17 protein-coding genes and 1 pseudogene are annotated in these 20,941 nt (G+C 68.5%); 9 read left to right on the top strand and 9 right to left on the bottom strand.

The genetic code is table 11. The annotated features are described in order from the left end of the window. Window positions 1-423 precede the first annotated feature (423 nt). The 5 genes from J5V16_RS12835 to J5V16_RS12815 all read left to right on the top strand — a co-directional run bounded on the left by J5V16_RS12835 (window position 424) and on the right by J5V16_RS12815 (window position 4,408). Window positions 424-858, top strand: a complete 435-nt coding sequence (locus tag J5V16_RS12835) for a type VII secretion target (RefSeq protein WP_208496680.1) — start codon at window positions 424-426, stop codon at window positions 856-858. Beyond that, window positions 858-2,495: an alpha/beta hydrolase gene (locus J5V16_RS12830; protein ID WP_208496679.1), complete on the top strand. Its 1,638-nt coding sequence runs from the start codon at window positions 858-860 to the stop codon at window positions 2,493-2,495. Before J5V16_RS12835 ends, J5V16_RS12830 begins: the two co-directional genes overlap by 1 nt. A 49-nt stretch (window positions 2,496-2,544) precedes the next feature. Then, entirely contained in the window at window positions 2,545-2,970 is a 426-nt protein-coding gene (locus J5V16_RS12825) for a hypothetical protein (protein ID WP_208496678.1), read from the top strand. Between the two features lie 87 nt (window positions 2,971-3,057). Continuing rightward, a complete protein-coding gene (locus J5V16_RS12820) occupies window positions 3,058-3,789 on the top strand; it encodes a hypothetical protein (protein WP_208496677.1) in 732 nt (243 codons plus the stop codon). A gap of 76 nt (window positions 3,790-3,865) precedes the next feature. Next, on the top strand, window positions 3,866-4,408 hold the full coding sequence (locus tag J5V16_RS12815; protein ID WP_208496676.1) for a hypothetical protein: 543 nt from the start codon (window positions 3,866-3,868) through the stop codon (window positions 4,406-4,408). A 567-nt stretch (window positions 4,409-4,975) separates the two neighbouring features. On the opposite strand, the gene J5V16_RS12810 is transcribed toward J5V16_RS12815, so the two are convergent. Both J5V16_RS12810 and J5V16_RS12805 read right to left on the bottom strand, forming a co-directional pair. Next, window positions 4,976-6,244 carry an ATP-binding protein gene (locus J5V16_RS12810; protein WP_208496675.1) on the bottom strand — a complete coding sequence of 423 codons (1,269 nt, stop codon included), beginning with the start codon at window positions 6,242-6,244 and terminating at the stop codon, window positions 4,976-4,978. Window positions 6,245-6,711: 467 nt separating this feature from the next. Then, window positions 6,712-6,999: a hypothetical protein gene (locus J5V16_RS12805; RefSeq protein ID WP_208496674.1), complete on the bottom strand. Its 288-nt coding sequence runs from the start codon at window positions 6,997-6,999 to the stop codon at window positions 6,712-6,714. Between the two features lie 342 nt (window positions 7,000-7,341). On the opposite strand from J5V16_RS12805, the gene J5V16_RS12800 reads away from it, so the two are divergent. Then, the gene (locus J5V16_RS12800) at window positions 7,342-7,797 is read left to right on the top strand and encodes a carboxymuconolactone decarboxylase family protein (RefSeq protein WP_208496673.1); all 456 of its coding nucleotides are present in this window, start codon (window positions 7,342-7,344) and stop codon (window positions 7,795-7,797) included. Window positions 7,798-7,838: 41 nt separating this feature from the next. Here the strand turns inward: J5V16_RS12800 and J5V16_RS12795 are convergent, their stop codons facing one another. Beyond that, a complete protein-coding gene (locus J5V16_RS12795) occupies window positions 7,839-8,222 on the bottom strand; it encodes a DoxX family protein (protein WP_208496672.1) in 384 nt (127 codons plus the stop codon). Between the two features lie 106 nt (window positions 8,223-8,328). Between J5V16_RS12795 and J5V16_RS12790 the strand changes: the two genes are divergently transcribed. After that, the gene (locus J5V16_RS12790; RefSeq protein WP_243901155.1) at window positions 8,329-9,237 is read left to right on the top strand and encodes a sigma-70 family RNA polymerase sigma factor; all 909 of its coding nucleotides are present in this window, start codon (window positions 8,329-8,331) and stop codon (window positions 9,235-9,237) included. 650 nt (window positions 9,238-9,887) lie between these two features. On the opposite strand, the gene J5V16_RS12785 is transcribed toward J5V16_RS12790, so the two are convergent. Beyond that, a complete protein-coding gene (locus J5V16_RS12785) occupies window positions 9,888-11,357 on the bottom strand; it encodes a non-reducing end alpha-L-arabinofuranosidase family hydrolase (RefSeq protein ID WP_408612430.1) in 1,470 nt (489 codons plus the stop codon). Between the two features lie 758 nt (window positions 11,358-12,115). Here J5V16_RS12785 and J5V16_RS12780 point away from each other — a divergent pair. After that, window positions 12,116-13,024 (top strand): hypothetical protein, encoded by a 909-nt coding sequence (locus J5V16_RS12780; protein WP_208496670.1) that lies wholly within the window; start codon window positions 12,116-12,118, stop codon window positions 13,022-13,024. Here J5V16_RS12780 and J5V16_RS25485 read toward each other — a convergent pair. The 5 genes from J5V16_RS25485 to J5V16_RS12755 form a co-directional block, all read right to left on the bottom strand. Then, on the bottom strand, window positions 13,015-13,743 hold the full coding sequence (locus tag J5V16_RS25485) for a helix-turn-helix transcriptional regulator (protein ID WP_208496669.1): 729 nt from the start codon (window positions 13,741-13,743) through the stop codon (window positions 13,015-13,017). The two genes, J5V16_RS12780 and J5V16_RS25485, sit on opposite strands and share 10 nt — an antisense overlap. A 63-nt stretch (window positions 13,744-13,806) precedes the next feature. Then, on the bottom strand, window positions 13,807-14,703 hold the full coding sequence (locus J5V16_RS12770) for an alpha/beta fold hydrolase (RefSeq protein WP_208496668.1): 897 nt from the start codon (window positions 14,701-14,703) through the stop codon (window positions 13,807-13,809). Between the two features lie 165 nt (window positions 14,704-14,868). After that, the gene (locus J5V16_RS12765; protein WP_208496667.1) at window positions 14,869-16,620 is read right to left on the bottom strand and encodes an ABC transporter ATP-binding protein; all 1,752 of its coding nucleotides are present in this window, start codon (window positions 16,618-16,620) and stop codon (window positions 14,869-14,871) included. Then, window positions 16,620-18,275, bottom strand: a complete 1,656-nt coding sequence (locus tag J5V16_RS12760) for an ABC transporter transmembrane domain-containing protein (protein ID WP_208496666.1) — start codon at window positions 18,273-18,275, stop codon at window positions 16,620-16,622. The genes J5V16_RS12765 and J5V16_RS12760 overlap by 1 nt, the downstream gene beginning before the upstream one ends. A 131-nt stretch (window positions 18,276-18,406) precedes the next feature. Further along, window positions 18,407-20,173 carry a thioredoxin domain-containing protein gene (locus J5V16_RS12755; protein ID WP_208496665.1) on the bottom strand — a complete coding sequence of 589 codons (1,767 nt, stop codon included), beginning with the start codon at window positions 20,171-20,173 and terminating at the stop codon, window positions 18,407-18,409. Between J5V16_RS12755 and J5V16_RS25725 the strand changes: the two are divergent. Further along, window positions 20,129-20,911: pseudogene (locus J5V16_RS25725) on the top strand (DUF998 domain-containing protein); the annotation flags it as partial. The gene J5V16_RS12755 and the pseudogene J5V16_RS25725 sit on opposite strands and share 45 nt — an antisense overlap. Window positions 20,912-20,941: the final 30 nt, after the last annotated feature.

The following is a 20,941-nucleotide window of genomic DNA, read 5'->3' as shown; positions in this document are numbered from 1 at the left end:
GCGCGGGGTCAGGATTCGGGGCGGGGCGGGTGAGCAGGTCGGGGAGCTGGTTTGCGTGGGTGTTGAGCTGGGGCGGTGGGTTCAAGTAGGCCGTTGTCAGGTCCACAGAACCGGATATTGAGTAGGAGAGCGGTCATCGTGTCGATGACCGCTCTTTTGCGTCGAGAGCGTCCGTTGGGCCGTGCAAGTCCTGGTAGGGGTGCTTCGCATGTCGAAGTCGTGCCCAGGGTGGGCTCACAGGTCACGGGCCCTTGCCTTCGAATCATCAGCGAGTTGATCTGTAGCGGTATGATGCCGTTGCGCTACTGCGCTCTCCTATAACGGATCGTTTCGCCTGGAACTGCATGTACCCCAACCGGTCCGGCGAACCGATACCTTCGTGGTCAACCCCCTTCCTCTATCCCCCTAGTAGAAGGACACCCCTTGAGCGACAAGATGGCCATCGACCCGGACGCGGTCGACCAAGCCTCACAAGATCTCCTCGGCATCGCTGAGCATGTCTCGGCCGCCTCCGCAGCCGCTTCCGAAGATGTGGTCAATGCCCTGACCAGCCTCGGTGTCGGCATGTTCGCATTCAAGGACGCCCTCGGCGAGGCCACCGCGTTCTGGTCGAAGCGCGCAGGCGGCAGTAGGGAACGCCTCGAAGACGCCGCGGAATACCTGGCCACCAACGCCGCCGTGGCCCGCCAACACGACAACGACACCGCGGCCGACATGGTCGAACTCGAAGCCGATACCTACATCAGCATCGACCAGTACCGGCAAGACGACTACTACGAGCAGACCGGCGCCGCTCGTCCGGAACGAACCGGCGAAGACGGCGCCATGTCCACCGGCGGCGAGAGCGTGGCGGTCTGATGAGCGAGCTGACCTGGCAGATTCTGCGCGCCACTGACTTCACCGTCGTCGAGAATGCGGCAGCGTCATGGGCGACCTACATCCAGACCGCACTCGAGATCGAAGACGACGTGCTCAAGGACATCGACGTTCTGCGTGACGGCAGCACCGACTTCGAAGGCACCTCCGCCGATGCGCTGCGTGCCAATGTCCAAGGCACCGTGGGCGACTACATCGAAGGACTCGGCCTGTACGCAGACCCCATCACCCGCATTCTTCGCGCTGTCCAGGAAGACCTCACTGTCAAGAAGCAGGACCTAGCCGACCTCTTCGCCGAAGCCGGAGTCGAGTTGGTCGCCGCGGGCGGCATCGGCGAGGAACGCTTCGACATCGCCACCCAGGGCCCGAACGACTACCACTACACCGGTGGCAGCAACAATGCCGAGCAGCAAAACGAGCGCTTCCGATTGATTGAGCGAGCCGAGATCCTGACCGACGAATTCCTCGCGATCATGGCCGACGCCAGGGACATCGACGACACGTACGCAGCCGCGCTGCGGGCCCTCAACGACGATGCCGAGCCGCTCCCGCCCCGCATTGGCGAACCGGACTATGCCACCCGGACTGCGGAGTACTACGCCGAGCAGTACCAAGAATTCCTCGACAGGGTCGAATCCGGCGAGGCTAGTCCGACCGAGACCTACGGGCTGTGGTCCTCGCTCTCCCCTGAAGACCAAGCGCAGCTGCTCACCGACCGTCCGGAACTGCTGGGCAACACCGACGGCATCCCCTCCCAAGTCCGACACGACGCCAACATTGCCATGCTCACCGACTACGTTGCCACGCATCCACATGACGACGACGCGAGCGGACTGCTGCAGAAAGTCAACGACGAGAACCTCATGCTCCTCGGCTTCACCCCCGAGAGCATGGAAGTGGACGGGCGAGACGCCACCCACCACGACATGCAGTGCATCGTCGCGACCGGCGATCCTGACGCGGCTGACAACATCGCGATCTACATCCCCGGCGTGGGCAGCGATGAGGACTGGACTGAGGCGATGGCGAAGGCCGGCACCGAAACGTACGTCGACTATGCGCAGAATCTCACCGACGCAGCCGAGAGCCAGGATCCCGCGGCCAACAACGTCACCGTCATGTGGCTTGGCTACGACGCACCCGGGTCGTTCGCCGAAGGGTACTCGCAGGAATACGCAGAAGAGGGCGGCGAAAGGCTCGACCAGTTCACCACCGGCATCAGCGCCACCAACCAGGCCAGCGATGCCAACATCACCCAGATCGGGCACAGCTACGGATCCACTGTCACCGGCTACGCCGACCAGACCGGCGACACCTCCGACGCCGACCAAGTCGTGCTCATCGGTTCCCCCGGACCCGGAAACGAGGTCGACAGCGCGGCCGACTTCAATGTCGGAGGAGAAGACGTCTACGTCTCCATGAGCGACAACGACCCGATCAACGCCGCCGACGACGTCGTCCTCGGCGCCGATACGACAGACTCCGAGCTGTTTCCGCAGCGAGTCGATGGCGGCGACGGCAACCACATGCAGTACTTCACCGACTCCGACAGCCTGGACAATCTCGGGTTGATCATCACCGACCAAGGAGAACAGGCGACGCGATATGACCCGTCCTGAGCCTGGCAGCGACGCGGCACTGACCGTGCCGCCTAGGAAGTGGATCCGCATGCTGCAGGTCGTGCTGGTCCTGCACGCCCTGTACTACCTGCCGGTCACCGGCTACCTGATCTGGATCGTTCCGCAGCTGGCCACGATGATGTCCACCGAACCCTCGGGCGCGGCCCAGATTGTTATCGGCTTCGTCGTCGCGGCCACAATCGGCGTCGGCTCGCCGCTGCTCGTCCTCACCGCGATTCGGCTCCGGCAGGGGCCGAAACGAGCGTGGGTCATGATTCGAGCTTGCAGTGTGGTCATCGGCATTCATCTCGTCGGCTCGCTCGTACTCCTCGTCAACAGTGGTGGCGACTCCCTCGGCGCACTCGCATTGGCGGGCGGCTGCCCGGTCTTCGTCATCATCGAGGTCTTGATCCTGATCGAACCGGAGGTCCGCCGGTGGTTGCGTGAAGGAAACGCAACGACATCCAGCACATGATCAACGGGCTGCACCGAGGAGCGCGTCAGCATTTTGGCATCGGCCTCAGCGACTGAGTGCGCGGCGCGTTCTCGTTAGGCTGCCTTGGTGGATCGGTGGTCGGAAGTTGATGTGCAGGAACTCGGTTGGCTGATCGATGTCTGCGGGGAGCAAGTTTCTGGGTTCGGGCCTCCGCCTTATCCTGCAGGGCTTTGGATTCTGCATGCCACGTACGAGGTCGAGGCCGGCGAGAACGAGGCCCTTCACCGAAGCGCAGGCAACGAGGATGAGGTCGACGACGAGCCGGGGTGGCCTGCTGATCCAGGGCAGGGGTGGCAACGGCTGCGTTGGCGGGAGTTGGCCGAGCGGACTGGAGACCCGGTGGTGGCGCAGCACGTCGAGCCGCAGTATCGCGTGCCGCCGTTTCGCGCCTTCCCTTCCGTCAGGCAGGGCGATGGGCTGTGGGAGAGGATCAGGTGGGCGGAGTGGGGCAGCCTGGACCGTGAAAGTTTCGCCAGGCTCGCTGCCATTCTGCGGCGCTTCTCAGGGCCCGATGTGGCCGCATTCGCTCATCCGGCCTTCCTTCAAGACACTCAGGCGGGCTTGCGCGTGCTTCAGGGGCGGTTGCGAGATCTGGAGATTCTCGAGCAGCTTGACCCCTACCACAGCCCCGCCAATATCTGGCCTGCTGACCAATCCTGGCTGGTGTACACGGACTGGGACTTGTCGGGAACGAAGGTCTATGGCCCTCCAGCTCTGCTGAAGATGATCGAGGAAGACGAGTTCCTCGAAACGGTCTGGTTGCCGCTGCCGGGAGACGCCTCAATCGCGACGGTTTGAGTCCGGGCCATCGAGGATGCCTGGGCTCGCCGGATCCGCGTTGGCAGCCCTGCGCCTGCTTCGGCATGCTTAGGTGATGCAGCGGTTGGTTCGTGTCTTCGAGGACTTCGTCTACGACTTCGATGGTGGTGTCGATGTGCCGATGGAGGCGGCGCATGCCCTCGCGCGCGGCCTCGATACCCCTGCACTGGCTGAGCTCGCTGGGCTGGACCGCAGCCAGACACGCGACATCCGTGATCTGATTCCTGTCGTGGCCGAACAACTCGGGATCTCTCTTCCAACCCGTGAGGCCGTGGTGGACCAGCGAGTGAAAGAGACTTCGGCCAGCTACCTTGCGGGAAGCGCCGGGTTCGTCGACAGTCTCTCGAACGTGTTGTGGTGGTTCATGAGGTACTTCGAGGATGGATCATCTCGCTGCTGCGATTCGATGCTTTGGTTGGACCTATGGCTCTCGTCCGGAGAGCTTGAAGACGACTGGACATACTGGTACGGCTCGCAAGAAGTTGCCGAAACAGCATTCCGCGAGCATTGCTCGGCGGTCGTTGAAGGTCGATCGTGCCCGAAACTGGACCGGCGCTCACCAACAGCTAGACCATGGAAGCAAGCTCGCGCTGCGTGATCCCTCAGCTGTCCTAAGACGGGCGCGAGTCCGGTCGCTTTTCTAGCTTCCCTGGCGAGGCGTTTGACGCTGGAAAGGCTGATGCCGTACTTCGTTGCGAGCGTCTTCTGGAGTTCGCCTTCCTGGTACTCGCGCACGATCGCCGCGCGGTCTGCGCTGGTGAGGCGGCGGTCCAGGGACCAGGGTCTTCCGTTGGATGACCGGGGTTCGGTCGTGGGGCAGGGGTCAGGATTCCTGGTGGGGCGCTTGAACAGGTCAGGGAGCTGGTTTGCGTGGGTGTTGGCCTGGGGTGATGGGTTCAAGTAGGCCGTTGCCAGGTCCACAAACGGACATAGTGAACATGAGGGATCATCGCAGAGATGGTCCCTCTTCTTGCTTTTCAAGGCCCTCGTGTGCGTCGCAGTGTGTTGTTCACTTAATGTGACAATGGTCAATGTTTTTCTCAGTTTGCTCGCGGGCTGAGGAGGAGCGGCCGTGCCGGGGAAGCGGTTCAAGGCCCCGGGTCTCTGGTGAGTTGCGGCACCACGGCCTGGGCAACGAGTGCATCTGCGCGCCCTCTGCTGCCGCCTAAATTGCTGCGGCCGTTGGTGTTCGCGGTCGGGTCCAGAGGGCTGCGATGGGGGCGGCGATGAGGCGGTCGCCGAGTTCGAATGAACGTGGGCCTGTGTGGAGGACGGCCCCGCCGATGAACTTGTCGCCCAGTTCGTCGCGCAGCCATGCCAGGTGTCGGGCGTCCTTGGTCGACGCGGTCCCCGCCGATTTGAACTCGAAGCCGAACACGGTGCCGTCGCGGTACTCGGCGAGTAGGTCGATCTCGCGGTGCTGGTCGTTGGTGCGCAGGTGGTAGAGCGAGGGCCGCGATTCGCTAAGGCGCGCTTCGGCCCTGAGCTGGCTCGCTGCGAAGGTGTCGAGCATCCTTCCCATCAAGTCGCCGTTGCGGCGCAGCCCCGCGCGGTCGATTTCGAGAATCGCCCCGGCGATGCCGGGGTCGACGAGGTACCGCTTGGGTGCCTTGGCGAGGCGCTTGAGCCGATTGGTCCACCAGGCGGGCACTGCGTCCACTAGGAGCAGGTTGCCCAGCAGCCGGTCATAGGCCTGCGCGGTCCGACTGTTGATGTCGGCGGCTTCGTACAGACTCTTGGCGGCGACGACTCCGGCGGTGTTGAGGGCGACGGCCTGCAGGTACCGGCGGAGTTTGAGCGGGTCGCGGGCGCTGTCGATGAGTTCAGCGTCGCGGAAGACGACTTGGTCGACGTAGGCGTCCAGCCAGCGGCGCCGGGTGGTTTCGGAGGAGGCCAGGACCGCGTCCGGGTAGCCTCCGCGGAGGGCGAGGTCGAGGTAGTCGTTGAGCGCCAGGTCCGATCGCGCCGGGTGCAGGGACTGGATTGGATCGGCGCGCAGCCGGTCGAAGAGCGGGGCGAGATCGACCGCGCCCTCGATCTCCCTTTGGATGAGCCCGTACATCTCCACTCTGATCGCCCGCCCGGTCAAGGGCCAGCCGGCGGCTTCCAGGTCGGAGCGCACCGACCCGGTGATCAGGAAGGCGCCGGGGCCGGGGCGTTCGTCGACTGCCCGTTTGATCGCGCCGAGGATCTGGGGTGCTTCCTGCCATTCGTCTAGGAGCAGCGGTAGCGGCGCGTCGAGTGCGCCGTCGGGGTCGGCGCGGACGGCTTCGGCTTCCGCTTCACGGTCTAGGCGGATGACCGTCCGAGCATATCGGCGGGCGGTCGTGGTTTTCCCGCACGCGCGCGGCCCCACCACGAGCAATGCCGGGAAGTCCTGCATGAGCTCGCCGATGAGACGGTCGGCGATGCGCGATACGTATTCCCTATTCACGAGGATACGGTACCAAGATTCTGCGTCGATCAGTGCAAAGATTCTGAGCGTGTCGTTACGAATATTCTGCAGGCATGGACGCTCATCGGAACGGGTTCAGACATCCTCGACGGGTGCCGCGCGCGGCCGGTCGGCTCCGGCCGACGGATCACAGGTCCCGCCAAGGGGTCCATGGTTCTCCTCGCGCACTGGGAAACCGCAGACGACGGCCGTCCCCGAGGCCAACAGGGTGGGGCGGTTGAAGAGGTCAGGGAGCCGGTTTGCGTGGGCGTTGACCTGCGGCGATGGGTTCAAGTAGGCCGTTGCCAGCTCCACAGAATCAGACATCCAGCACATGAGCGGTCATCGCATAGATGACCGCTCATTCGATTCTCCGGGGTCGTTGTGCTGCGAAGACACTATTTGCGAGTTGAGGTTCGGCGCAGTATCTCCACTGGGAAGAGCGATCGGATTACCAAGCGCTGCAATCAATCTTGAAGTCCGGACTCTCGGCTATTCATCCTGCGTTGCGGGAGGGGCACGATGACGGCGGCGACAGCGATCGGGACGAGCGCGGAAAGCCACAGTACGAGTTGGAATGAGCCGGTCCAGTCGTGGAACAGGGAGCGCAGGAGCGGGGCGAAAGCGGCGGAGCCGATGGCAACCGAGGCGACGACGCCGCAGGTGGAGCCGATGTGGGTGGTGCCGACCAGACGCGGGGTCATGGCGGCCTCAATGGAGCGCAGCGCGTTGGTGGCGTTCCTGCTCGTCGGCACCGGGGCCGAGGTCGGAGATGACGCGGAAGTCGATGCGCTGCATGGCTGTGCCCCTGGCCGCGAGCGTATGTCTTGAGTCACACAGAATTCTCAGGATAGCGGGATCGGCTCGAGGGGGAGTATCACCGGAACGGTGGACTGGCTCTTGACACCCGGCCGGGACGAGACGACGAGCTGCGTTCGCCGGCTCGACGGCGCTGTCGAGTCGGCGTAGATCGTCCTCGTCGGGGCGGCCGGTGCCGTCCCTGGAAATGCTTCTCGGGTTGCTGTCTGATTCCTTCGCCGCCGTCCGTCAAGGAGATGCAAGGCAATTCCGGACGGCAAACACGGAGGAAGTCAATCATGGAAGCTCGCATGACCAGCCCCGCAATGGTGCTCCCCGACGCCTACAAGGCGATCGGCGCGCTCAACAAGGCCATCAGCGCGACCAGCGTCCCGGAGCCCACCCTCGAACTGGTGCACCTGCGCGCGAGCCAGATCAACGGTTGCGCCGGATGCGTCGTCTTCGGGATCGACCAGGCGAAGCAGCGGGGCGAGACGGACGACCGGCTCCACTCGGTCGCCGTCTGGCGCGAATCGCCGCTGTTCACCGACGCCGAACGCGCCGCGCTGGCGTTGACCGAGGCCGCGACCCGGATCGCCGATCGGCCGGACGCGGTCACCGACGAGATCTGGCTCGAGGCCACGAAGCACTTCGGGGAAGAGGAGCTCGCCGCGATCCTGCTGATGATCGGTATGACGAACCTCTTCAACCGCCTCAACGTCCCGACGAGGCAGCCCGCCGTCAAGAGCTGGTAGCCGGGAGGCCGGTGGCGCTGGTCAGCGCCACCGGCCGACGGTCAGCTCGTGAACGCCCACGGGCCGAAGCGCCCGATCGCGATGAATATGGCGATCGCCAGGTAGACGAGGTCGCCCACGGCGGTCTTCCGTTCGCCGCGGCGCAGACGCACGGTCGTCGCCCCGACGAACAGCAGGGCCACGCAGGTGGCGGTGATGGGGACCAGGATCGGGGCGATGTCTAGGGCGGCGGGGAGGATCAGGCCGATCGCGGCCAGGAATTCGAGGCCCGCGATGGTTCGCAGCGCGCCGGGGCTGAAGTCGAGGATCCATTCGGCGGCGGGCCCGGTTGCGGCGATCTTCTCCCTTGGGAGGAACGCCTTCACGGTGCTGACGAGGAGGGCCGTGGCGAGTAGGCCGGTGAAGATCCAGAGGACGAGGTTCATAGTGGGATCCTTTGCGGTGTCGGCGGCCCGGTCGGGCCTTGGGCGGGGTGGGGGACGGGGCCTGACGCGGTCGTCGTCTCGGTTTCCCCACGTAGGATTTCGTTCCTTGATCGCACTGACGGACGGCGAGGGGGAAACCAGACCGATGGAAGCAGCAAACTTGTCGACCGAGCGCTTCGAGGAGCACCGAGGCCATCTGCGCGCGGTGGCGTACCGGATCCTCGGTTCGCTGAGCGAAGCCGAGGACGCCGTGCAGGAGGCGTGGATCAAGGCCGCCCGCGCCGATGTCAGCGAGGTCGAGAACCTCGCGGGCTGGCTGACGACGGTGGTCAGCCGGTTGTGCCTGGACCTGTTGCGCTCACGCAAGTCGCGGCGTGAGGATTCGCTCGACGAGCGGCCCTCCGAGCCTGCGGTGCGCCTGTTCCGGCGGACCGATCCCGAGGCGGAGATGGTGATGGCCGATTCGGTCGGGTTGGCGCTCTTGGTGGTCATGGAGGCGCTGTCTCCGGTCGAGCGTTTGGCGTTCGTGCTGCACGACCTGTTCGCGGTGCCGTTCGCCGATATCGCGCCGATCGTGGGCCGGAGCCCGGAGACGACGCAGCGGATTGCGAGCCGGGCGAGGCGGCGCGTCCGGGATCAGAGCGAGCCTGGCGGCGCCGACCGGCTGCGGCGCTTCCGCGCGGTCGACGCGTTCATGCGGGCGGCTCGTGACGGCGAGTTCGAGACGCTGCTGTCGATGTTGGACCCCGATGCCAGCTACCGGCCGGATGAGGCGGCGCGTCTGCTGGGCGCCGGATCTGAGATGTTCGGTGCCCGGACTATCGCGGAGGAGTTCTCCGGCGCGGGTCATTGGACGCGGGCGGTGCTCCTGGACGGCGAGGTCGGCGTGGTGCTGGCGCCGCGCGGGAAGCTGCGGCTGGTGTTGACGCTGTCGTTCAAGGACGAAAAGATCGCCGCGATCGAGGCGGTCGCCGAACCGGGACGTCTGGCGGCGCTGGAGCTGCGGGTGCCCTGACTCCTCGGTTCGCTCAGGCGGCGAGGAGGTGCCAGGGCTGGGGTGCGCGCCGCAGGAACTCCTCGAGCACCAGAGGCGGTGGCCGGTGACATGCTCGATGGTCTGGCTGAACGCCGAGGTCTCGCCCGTCGCGATGGCCTTGTAGGAGCCGGCCGATGGTCGACGGCTGTCGCACCTGCAAGATCGCATCGCACCGTCGGAGGTCGAGTGGATAAACGTGAGGCGCGGATCAAGCGTTTGATGCTGGAGAGGCTGACGTCATAGCGGTCGGCAAGGACTTGTTGGCGGACACCTTCTTGGTGCGCGGTCACGATGGCGCTCCTGACTTCGTCGGATAGGCGGCGGTTCAGTGCCCAAATTTTGCCGGTGTTCCGGGGCACTGGTGCGGGGTCAAGATTCGCGGCTGAGCGGGAGAGTAGTTCGGGAAGCCGGTTTGCGTGGGTGTCGAGCTGGTGTGGTGGGTTCAAGTAGGCCGTTGCCAGCTCCACAGAATCGGATATTCGGTAAATGAGCGGTCATCAGGCTGATGACCGCTCATTGCTGTTGAGCACTTCGTGCTCGCCGATCCCGACGGGGGTCGGATGCGGGCGGGCTCGGTATGAGACCGCCCGCTGCCTCGGGAGCACCCGAGATTGACCTGTGTCGTGCCGCTAGCGCTGCAGTGTCAGCAGACCCGGGCGGTAGGGCAGGAGGCCGTAGTCCATGCCGTCAGAGCTCGGGCTGCGTCCCTGGTAGAGGAATTGCAGGTTGCAGGGGTCGATGGTCTTGGTCTGGTCGGGGTTGGTGCGCACCAGGTCGCCGTGGCTGATGTCGTTGGTCCACGTGGCCCCGCTGTTGGCCTTGCCCGCGAAGGGGTTGCTCTCCGTCGCGGCCTGCGGCGTCCACGTGCCGTTCAGGCTGGTGGCCGTGAACGAGCGGAAGAAGCGGCCCCGGCTGCCCATGGCCTCGACGATCATGAGGTACTGGTTCTGGCCCTGGACCTTGTAGACCTCAACCGCCTCGAACAGGTTCGCCTTCGTGTCGCTCATGACGAGCTGGTAGCTCGTGCCGAAGCTGCTCGGGAAGTTGCCGAGGGGCATGCTGGCGCGGTAGATCTGGCCTTCGTCGTTGGCGAAGAACAGGTACATGTTCTGGTCGTCGGCGATGAGGGTCTGGTCGATGGGGTTGTTCACGGGAAGCTGCCCGTTGAAGAGCTCCTGGTGCGGGCCCCAGCTGTTGGGGTCGGCGGGGTTGGTCGACGTGCGGTAGGAGAACTTGTACGGCCAGCCCCACTGGTAGGCCAGCACCCAGATGTTCTTCGGGGCGAAGTAGATCAGCGTCGGGGCCACCGGGTTGAAGCTCGTCACCCTGGTCTGGCTGGCCGAGGCCATGTCGGACCAGTTGGTGAACGGGCTGAAGACCACCGAGTTCCAGGCGGTTCCGGTGTCGTGCGTCGTCGCGTAGACGAGGTACTGGCCGTTGTGGCGGACGGCGGTGAAGTCCTTGAGCGAGACCTGCCCGTTCTTCGGCTCCGCGAGCGGACCCGTTGATGTCCAGCGGTACGTCGACGGAAGGCCGCAGGCGGCGCCGCCGCCGTCGACGCGGACGAGCTGCCACTGCTGGTTGGCCCCGCCCCAATCGCTGAACTGCACGACGGCCGCGCCGTCGTTGGTCGCCGCGTTCTGGACCTCGACCACCTTGTTGCTGTTGCGGTTGATCAACCGGACGTAGCCGCCGTCGGAGTCGGCCAGCCGGAACTGCTGGTTGGCGCCGCCGTGATCGGTCCACTGGTGGATGGCGGCACCGTCAGCGGTCGACCAGCCGGAGACGTCGAGCATCTTGCCCGAGTGCCGCGCCCTGATCCGGTAATAGCCGCCGCCGGCATCCACGAACTGGAACTGCTGGTTGTTGCCGTTCGTGCGGGTCCACTGTTGCAGCAGGGCCCCGTCGGCGGTGGAGGCACCGCTGACGTCCAGGGCCTTGCCACTGGTGCGGTTCACCAGCACATACCAGGCGGACGTGTCGACCGTGGCGGCCGCAGCAGCGTTGGTGAACGGGTTGAGTACGGTCGCGGCGGCGGCCCCGGCGAGCACGCCGGCTCCGCCGATGAGCATCCGCCTGCGGCTCTTAGGGGTTTCCATCCAGGCCATGATGGCCTCCTTAGCTGAGGTTCGTCGGGTCTTGGATATGCGGGTCCGTTGCTACGGGTTGGACCGGGCGATCGCGGACTGACGGGTGCCGGATCGGTCAGTCAGCGGAGGCCGCCGCGAGCGCGGCAATGCCTCGGGTTCAGCGGGACAGGATCGAGGAATCGGGCCCTCCTCACCGGTTGGGGGCGTAGGAAATACTTGTTATCGCTCACATATCGCAGTTCGACTCCGAAACATCTGATGTCTTTCCGGCGTTTCGAACTATAGAGAAGTATCGATGTTTAGTCAATGGCTGGACCGGCCGCTCCCCTTGTCGTTATCGCGCCGCCACGCGCTTGGCAGAGGAACGCGCGTTCACCGATGTGTTGTCGGGGACCTTCACTCCACTCCGGCACTACCAGGCCGAAGGATCGGGCACTGCTGCGGCGTCCTGCTCGGCACCGCTCAGGGCACGCGGTCACGATGGCGCTCTTGGATTCGTCGGACAAGCGTCGGCGCAGCGCCCAGGCTTTGCCGGCGCCGTGGGTGCCGGCGCGGGGTCAGGATTCGCAACCGGGCGGGTGAGCAGGTCGGGGAGCCGGTGCGCGTGGACGCTGAGCTGGGGTGGTGGGTTCAAGTAGGCCGCTGCCAGCTCCACAGATCAGAAGGCCGCAGGGTTCACCTGCGGCCTTGCTGCTTGTCCGGGAAGGGCCGCCGGGAGGTCCGTTCTGTTCAAGACCTGGGGGCCGTTGCGGGCCTAGCGTGGGGGCATGGGACGAATCACCGAGAAGATGACCGAACGGGCGGCCGAGTTCATCTGGCTGACCGGGAGCGTGCTCGACCAGCGCCGGCTGGAATGCCGGCTCGGCAGCGGCGGGAGGGACGCGGTCCTGGCCGCGCTCGCGGCGCATCGCACGGCTGACGGCGGGTTCGCGTTCGCGCTCGAGCCCGATGTGAAAGGGCCTGCGCCGCAGCCGCTCGCGGCGATGGCGGCGCTTGAGGTGCTGGACGACGCCGACGCGCTCGACCAGGAGACGGGCGGCCCGATCTGCGACTGGCTGCAGCGCCACACCGCGCCCGACGGGGGCGTGCCGGATCTGCTGCCGAGTGTCACCGCGTACCCGCGTCCGCCGTGGGTCGAGGCGCCGCCGCAGGACCGGGGCGGGCTGCTCACCACGGCACGGAGCACCGGGCTGCTGCTCGAGCACGGCGTGGAGCATCCGTGGGTGGAGGGCGCGACCGCGTTCTGCCGCAACCGGATCAGCGAGCTCGAGGCCTCCCATCCGTACGAGGTCTTCAGTGTCGTCCGCTTCCTCGACCACGCCCCCGACCGGGCGTGGGCCGAGGGGGAGGCGAAGCGGATCGGGGCGCTCGTGCGCGACGGCGGGCTCGTGCTGCTCGATCCGGCGAACCCTGAAGGCATCCCGACGCCGCCGGGGTACGCCGAGGAGGAGCACACGTTCCCGTGCGAGTTCGCGTCGGGCCCGCAGAGCCTTGCGGCCCAATGGTTCTCCGCAGAAGAGTTGACCATGTCGCTCGACCGTCTCGCGGGCGAGCAGCGGGAGGACGGCGGCTGGCCGATCTACTACCGGCGGTGGAACCCGGCGATCGAGCAGCAGGCCCGGCCCGGGTTCACGCTCGCGGCGCTGCGGACGCTCGCGGCCTGGGATCAGGCTTGAGCGAGTGAGCGCGGGGTCGCGCCCGACCAGCGCCGCACCTGGCGGCTCAGGTGCGCCTGGTCGGCGTAGCCCTGCTCGGCCGCGATGCGGCTCCAGTCAGGGGCGTCGGAGGCGGCGGCGAGGGCGCGGCGGAAGCGGAGGATCTGCTCGAGGGTCTTCGGCCCGTACCCGGTCGCGGCCTGGACGCGGCGGCGCAGGTGGCGTTCGGAATAACCGAGTTCCCAAGCGAGGCTGCCGATCGCGGGAGGGCGGGGCCGGTCGAGGGCGTCGGCGACGGCGATCGCGACCTCGTCGGGCGCATTGGCGCGGCACCGGTCGCCGAGCGCCGCGGCGAGGGCCGCACCGATACGCCACGGATCGCTTTCGGCGGCGATCGATGCTGAGAGTTGCAGGGCCGCATCGCCCCACAGGTCGCGCAGCACAGGTTGAGCGTCGGTGACCTCCGTGGCCGGCAGGTCGCCGAGGAGTGGGCGGGCGGCGCTGGGGCGGAGGCGGACGCCGACGATCAGTTCACCGGGGTCGATCGCTACGTCGCGGTGGCCGGTGTCGGGCCCCGCGACCTCGAGTCGGCCGCGCCGCCACAGCAGGTCGGTGCAGCCGTCGGGCACGACCCGTGCGAGCGCCGCCGCGCTGGAGGCGCGCCGGACCCACACGCAGGGCGACCACGGTCGCAGCGTCCCCTGCAGTGCGCGCTCTTCGTAACCCGGTTGCGCTGCCACGGTTCCACCGTAGCGCCGGGGTGCGACAGCGGCGGCGCTAGACAGCGCTGCCTGGCAGCGCTGTCAAACCGTGGCGGGGACGCGGCGCAGGTCCTCGACGACCGTGGCGTACGGAAGGTCGTCCAGGGGTTCGCGGTCGAAGAAGCGGACCATGAGGTCCACGAGCTGGGCCGGGCGTTCGAGGTGGATGAGGTGGTCGGCGCGGGCGAGTTCCACGTACCAGCTCTCGGGGCAGGTGAACGCGAGCTCGCGGCACAGCTCGGGCGGGGTGAGCGTGTCGTGCTCGCCGGTGGTGAACAGCGTCGGCACGGCGGGCGGGACCGACGGGTCGATGAGGTCGCGCGAGAGCAGCCGGTTGGTGTTGGCGATGAACTTCGCGAGGTCGGCGTCGTCGGCGGCGCCGAAGCGCATCGCGAGGATGCGGCGGACCACGGACTTCGCGGCGATGTCCGGGTGCGGGCTCATGAGGACGTCGACGGCGGCCGGCCCGAACTGCTCGCGCGGACCTCGTTCCGCAAGGGCCACAGCGGCGCGCATCATCGGCCGCGACGCCAACGGGATGCCGCCCATGGTCCCGGCCAGGACCATGCGGCCGATCCGGTCGGGATGGGTCTGCGCGAGCCGGTACCCCACCGACGAGCCGTAGGAGCCCGCGAACAGGTTCACGCGCTCGATGCGCAGGTCGTCGAGGAGGCGCACCATCGCCTCCGCCGGGATGTCCGTGCCGAGGTAGGGCGGCAGGAGGTCGGCGCCGCCCCAGCCGGGCAGGTCCGGGCAGATCACGTCGGCGTGCTCGAGCAGGCCCTGCTCGACCCGGCCCCAGTCCTCCTTGCGGTGCAGCGCACCGCCGATGAGCACGACGGGCGCGAGGCGCGGCGAGTCGGAGTAGGTGCGCCGCGACCAGTACGTGTAGCCCGCGAGGCGGTGCTTGTAGACCTGGGGGGTGGCGTTGCGCGGCATGAAGGCTCCCGTCCGAGATGCGCGGCGGCATCGGGGCCGCCGCAGGTACGGGAGATCACCCTAGTATCCGAAATGCGAATTTCTGGTATTTTGCGCCCTGATGGTGTACATGTCAGTCTTCCGTGGTGTGACGGCCCGGAGCGAAGACTCCGGGCCGATCCCGTCTCAGACCGCGACGCCCTTCCAAGCGCCCCACAGGCTCGCGTACGCCCCGCCCGCTTCGAGGAGCGCCGCATGGCTGCCCTCCTCGGCGATGCGGCCGTCGCGCACCACCGCGATCCGGTCGGCCGACTCGGCCGCCTGCAACTGGTGCGCGATCGCGATCACCGTGCGGCCGTTCAAGGCCGCCGCGAGCGACGCCTCCACGTTCCCCGCGCTGCCCGGGTCGATGCCCGCCGTCGCCTCGTCCAGGATCACCACGTCCGGGTCGGCGAGGATCACGCGCGCCAGCGCGAGCTGCTGCGCCTCGGCGAGGTTGAGCCGGTGGTGCTCGTCGCCGAGCATCGTGTCCAGGCCCTCGGGCAGGTCGGCCGCCCAGCGCGCGTCGACCGTGGCGAGCGCCGACAGCAGCGCCTCGTCGTCCGCCTCCGGTGCGGCGAGGTTCAGGTTCTCACGCAGCGTCGCGGTGAAGACGTAATGCTCCTGGGTCACCAGGATCACCTTGCGGCGCAACTGCTCCAGCGGGATGTCGGCGACGGGAGCGCCGCCGAGGGTCACCGAGCCGGTGCGCGGCCGGTCGATCCCCGCGACGAGCCGCGCGATCGTCGACTTGCCCGCCCCGGAAGGTCCGACCACGACGAGGCGCTCGCCGCGCCGCGGGTGCAGGCTCAGGCCGTGCAGCACGTCCGGGCCGTCGCCGTACCCGAACGTCACGTTGTCGAGCCGCACCTCCGCGCCCTCCGGCGCGGCCTCCCGGACCTCGTCGGGCATGAGGTGCACGCCCTCCACGCGGGCCATCGCGGCCCCGCCCATCTGGAACTCGCTGAGCGACATCATGGACCGGAACACCGGCCCGTCGAGGCGCAGCGTCAGCATCGCCACCGCGACCACCTCGCCCACGGTCACCCAGTCGTTCAGGTACCAGAACGCGCCCACGATCGTGACCACCACGGCCGGGGTCAGGAACGTCAGGTCCGTCGCCGGGAAGAACCAGGTCTGCAGCCGCACGATCCCCTTGAGCCGGTCCATGTGCGTCGCCGCCCGCGCGTACCCGGCCGCGCCGCGTTCCTCCTGCATCCGGTACGCCGCCACCGTCGCGGCCCCGGCCGCGGACGCCGTCGCCGTCTCGGCGATCTCGCTCATCGCGGCCCGCTCGCTCAGGAACACCGGGCTCGCCAGCCGCAGGTACCGGCGCCCGGCGAAGAACAGCATCGGCATGCCCACCACGAACAGCAGGCCCAGCAGCGGGTTCACCACGAACGCCGCCACGATGATGACCGTGCCCTCGATGATCGCGACCGCGACCTCGGGCGCGGTCTTGCGCAGCAGCTCCGCCACCGCGCCCACATCGCCCGACGTGCGGGTGGCGAGGTCGCCGGTGCCGGCGCGCTCGACCGTGCCCAGCGGCAGCCGCAGCACCCGGTCGATGAACGACTCGCGCAGCCGCGCCGCCGCCCGCTCTCCCAGCCGGTAGCCCATGCGGCGGCCGGTGCGCATGAGCACCAGCTGCAGGACCACGCACGCGGCGATCACGCCGCACACCAGGTCCACGCGGGCGGCGGTCCAGCCCGTCCCGATCCCGTCGATGACCTCGCCGAGCATCACCGGCAGCGCGGCGCTCGCGCCCGCCGCGAGCACGTACAGCGCGACGACGCCCGCGAACGCGCGCTTGTCCGACAGGACCAGCCGCTTGATCGCCTCGATCATCTCGGCCCGGCCCGCCACCGGCAGGCGGCCGCTGGTTCCATTGGCGCTCATCAGGACTCCTGCCTAGAGGTGAGGGACCGGTACTCGTCTTGCAGCGACAGCTCGGCGTGCGAGCCGGTGGCGCGGACCTTGCCGTCCACCATCCACGCCACGTGGTCGGCGCGCGCCAGCCACAGCGGCGAGGCCGTCACGACCGCCGTCGTGCGCCCCGCGCGGGCCGCTGCGACCCGCTCGGCGATGAGCGACTCGGTGTGCGCGTCGACCGCGGAGGTCGGCTCGACGGCGAGGAGGATCTCCGCGTCGGCCGCGAGCGCCCGCGCGAGGCGGAGGCGCTGGCGCTGGCCGCCGGAGAGGTTGCGGCCGGCGTTGTGGATCTCGCCGTCCATGGTCGAGCCGAGGCTGGAGTGGACGTCGCCCGCGCCGGCGGTGTCGATGGCGGCGAGCGCGCGGGCCTCGTCGACCCGCAGGGTCTCGCCGAGGGTCTGCGCGAACAGGTAGTCGTCGCGCAGGAGCAGGACGCGTTCGCGCACCTCGTCGAGCGCGAGGTCGGCGAGTTTCGCGCCGCCCCATTCGGCGGCGGATTCGCTGTAGCGGGCCAGGCGTTCCATCGCGGCCTCGGCGGGCTTCGCTTCGGCGCTGACGACCACGGTGAGCCGGCCCGGTTCGATCGCGAGCCCCGACTCGGGGTCGCGCAGCGTCCCGCCAGCGCCGGTGGCGGTGCCGTCGTCGGCGATGTCGCTGCGGGTGTTGAAGAACGCGGTGAGCCGCCGGGAGGCGACCTGTGCGGCGATCACGGACTGGGCCATGCCGATCATCGCGCCCGAGTGCTGGGCGACGAGCGCGGTCATGCCGAACGCCGCGGACAGCTCCCCAATTGTGATCGCACCGTTCAGCGCTAGGCGCGCGCCGACCCATGTCACCGCCGCGATGAGCGCCAGCGGCAGGCTCGCCCGCAGCCCCTGCACCCACGAGTCGGCGGTCGCGACGCCGTACCCGGCCTCGCGCAATTCCGCCGAAGCCGACCGGTACCGGTGCGAGAACTGGGCCTCGCCGCCGACGCCGCGCAGCACGCGCAGCCCGCCCACGACGTCGCTCGCCTGCCCGGTGAGCTTCGCGACCGAGGACCGGTACGCGATCTGGTGGTGCTGCAGGCGCGAGAGCACCGGTCCGACCACGAACCCGATGAGCAGCACGCCGATGAGCGTCGTCCACCCGAGCGCGGGGCTCGCCCGCCACAGCAGGACCGCGCCGACGGCCGTCATGACCAGGCCCATCCACCCGAAGCCGAGCTGGAAGATGAACGACCCCGTCTTGTGGGCGTCCTCAGTGGAGAGGTTGACCATCTCGCCGGGGGAGACCGCGCCGCGCACGCCCGTCCCCGCCCGGTTCAAGTGGTCGGTGAGGTTGCGGACCGTGCGCACCCGCGCGTGCGACTCGGCCATGAACAGCGACCGGTACCCGGCCACGAACACCCACGAGGAGGCGATCGCGACGGCCACGAGCGCCACCGACCAGCGCGCCAGCGGCTCGGCCGAGCCCGCCAGCAGCACTTCGTCGATGATCCTCGAAATCGTCCACGGCAGCAGGATCCAGGCCGAACCGGAGACGCTGAGCAGCACGAACCCGAGCGCGACCAGGCCGGTCTGGGCGCGGGCGACGTACCACAGGTACCGCCACGGGTCGGCCGGGATGTCCGCGGGGGACAAGGCAGGGGGGTGCAGTGGGTTGGGCTTCACAACTCACCAACGTAAGCACGGCCCTTGCCGGGCGGCAAGCAGAAATACGACGAAGCGGCGTGTGATCCGCGCCCGCGCGACCAGTAATTTCTTGCAGCCGGTCAGCGCTGCGCCCGCACCAGCGCCTCCGCCGCCGCGTGCAGCCCCGCCGTGAACCGCGGATTCGCGCCCATCACCGGCTCGGCCCGCGCCACCGCCCGCCACGCGTCGTCCTTGTACGTCTCGTCGCCCGTCACCTGGAACGCCTCCAGCATCGCGGCCGCCGCCAGCGCCCACCCCGACGCCGTCGGCCCGTCGTGCACGTCAGCAGGCCGCGTCACCAGTGCCTCCGCATCAGCGGCCGTGTCGAAGAACCCGCCCTCGAAGTCCGTGAAATGCTCCCGGATCTGCTCGATGAGCCCCTGCGCGCGCGCCGTCCAGTCCCCGCCGAGCCGCAGGAACCCCAGCGCCACCGCCGCGTAGTCCTCCAGAATCCCCGGCGCCGCCGACGCGACCCCGCCCAGCGACGCCCGCGCCAGACGCCCGTCAGCGCCGATGTGCACCCGCAGCAGCAGCTCGGCGGCGCGCTCCGCCGCCAGCAGCGAATCCCGGTGGCCCGTACGCGAGGCGTACTCCGCCAGCGCCGCGATCGCCAGCCCGTTCCAGGCCGCCACCACCTTGTCGTCCCGGCCCGGCTGCGCCCGCAGCCGCCGCGCCGCCAGCAGCCGGTGCCGCACCGCCTCCCAGCGGGCGCTGTCGTCCGGATCTCGCGGCAGCTCCAGGACGTTCGCGCCGTGCTCGAAGTTCGGACTCGCCGGATCGACCCCGAACACCTCCGCGGCCCACGCCGCATCCGGCCCGAGCACCGCCTCCAGTTCGGCCATCGTCCACACGTACGTCAAGCCCTCGACGCCCTCGGTGTCCGCGTCGAACGCCGCCGCGAACCCGCCCTCCGCCGTCGAGAACCGCTCCAGCACGAACGCCGCCGTCTCGTCCGCGACCCGCGCGAACAGCGCCCCCTCGCCGTACAGCCGCGAATACAGCCACAGCAGCTCCGCGTTGTCGTACAGCATCTTCTCGAAGTGCGGCACCGTCCACGACGCGTCCACGCTGTAGCGCGCGAACCCGCCCTCCAACTGGTCGTAGATCCCGCCGCGCGCCATCCGCTCCGCCGTCAGCTTCACATGACCCAGCAGCTCCGCGTCCCCCGTGCGCACGTACGCGTCGCACAGGAACCGCAGCGCCGGCACGCTCGGGAACTTCGGCGCCGCCCCGAACCCGCCGTTCACCCGGTCCGCCGACGCCAGCGTCGTCGCCGCGGCCGCGTCCAGCAGCTCCGTGCGCACCGGCGGCGCCGGCGGGCACGGGCCGTCCAGCGGGCAGGCCACCGTCACGTCCGCGAACGCCGGACCGCTCCGCGCACTCGCCTCCACGACCGCCGCACCTTGATGCGCCAGCTCCTCCCGCTGCGTCGCCCACGCCGAGTGCACCGCGTCCAGCAGCCGCAGGAAATGCGCCTTCGGGAAGTACGTGCCCGCGAAGAACGGCGTCCCGTCAGGGAACGCGAACACCGTCATCGGCCACCCGCCCTGACCCGTGATCGCCATCGTCGCCTGCATGTACACCGCGTCCAGGTCCGGCCGCTCCTCGCGGTCGACCTTCACCGCCACGAACCGGGAGTTGATCGCGTCCGCCACCGTCTTGTCCTCGAACGACTCGTGCGCCATCACATGGCACCAGTGGCACGTCGAATACCCGATCGAGATCAGGACCGGCACATCGCGCTCCGCGGCCTCCGCCAGCGCCGCCGCACTCCACTGGCGCCACGCCACCGGGTTCTCGGCATGCTGACGCAGATACGGGGACAGGGCTCCCGCCAACTCGTTCACCCCCCAAGCCTCGCACACCCGGCCGCCGCGCGCCCGGGAGCGGCGAACCCACCGGACCCCCGCGGTAGTGCAGGCCGTACCACCGGCCGGGTGCTGGCGGGGGGAGCGATTCGGGTGCCCGCGTCACTGATTCAGACGCCCGGTTTCGCGAGGCTTGACGGCATGATCATTCATGCGCCCCTTGGCGACAGTGCCACCACTGCGACCACCCTCAAGGGACTGACGACGGCCGGTTTCACCGCGCTCGCCGCCGGGTTCGCCGCGATGGTCGTCCTCCACGCGACCTCCGGCCTCAACCCCGTCGAGGTCGTCATCAGCCTCCACCTCTACACCCCGCTCGGCTGGCTCCTGCCCGTCGCGCTCGTCCTCTTCGGGCTCGGCGCCTGCGCCTTCGCCGCCGTCGCCCGCCGCGTCGAAGCCCCCCGCTGGCTCAGCCCCATGCTCCTGGTCTGGGCCGGCTTCCTCGGCCTCGTCGCCCTCTTCCCCACCGACCCGCCCGGCCTCCCCGAGGTCTCTCTGATCTCGGCGATCCACCGCTACGCGGCGTTCTGCGCCTTCAGCACCATGGCCGTCATGGGCCTCTGCTTCGCCCGCTGGGCGCGCGGGGCCGACTGCCCCGACAAGACCCGCAAGGGCGTCCTCGCCGCCAGCTGGATCGCCGTCGTCGCCCTCGTCGCCTGCTCCGCCCCGTACGTCGCCGAATGGTTCGGCGTGCCGCGCGAGCCCGGCGCGTTCGGCGCGGGCCTGCTGCAGCGCACCACCGTCGGC

It is taken from the genome of Glycomyces niveus (assembly GCF_017592475.1).
Taxonomy (GTDB): Bacteria; Actinomycetota; Actinomycetes; order Mycobacteriales; family Micromonosporaceae; genus Glycomyces; species Glycomyces niveus.
Note: the sequence above shows the minus strand (reverse complement) of the source record. Positions and strands in the feature narration are given on the sequence as shown.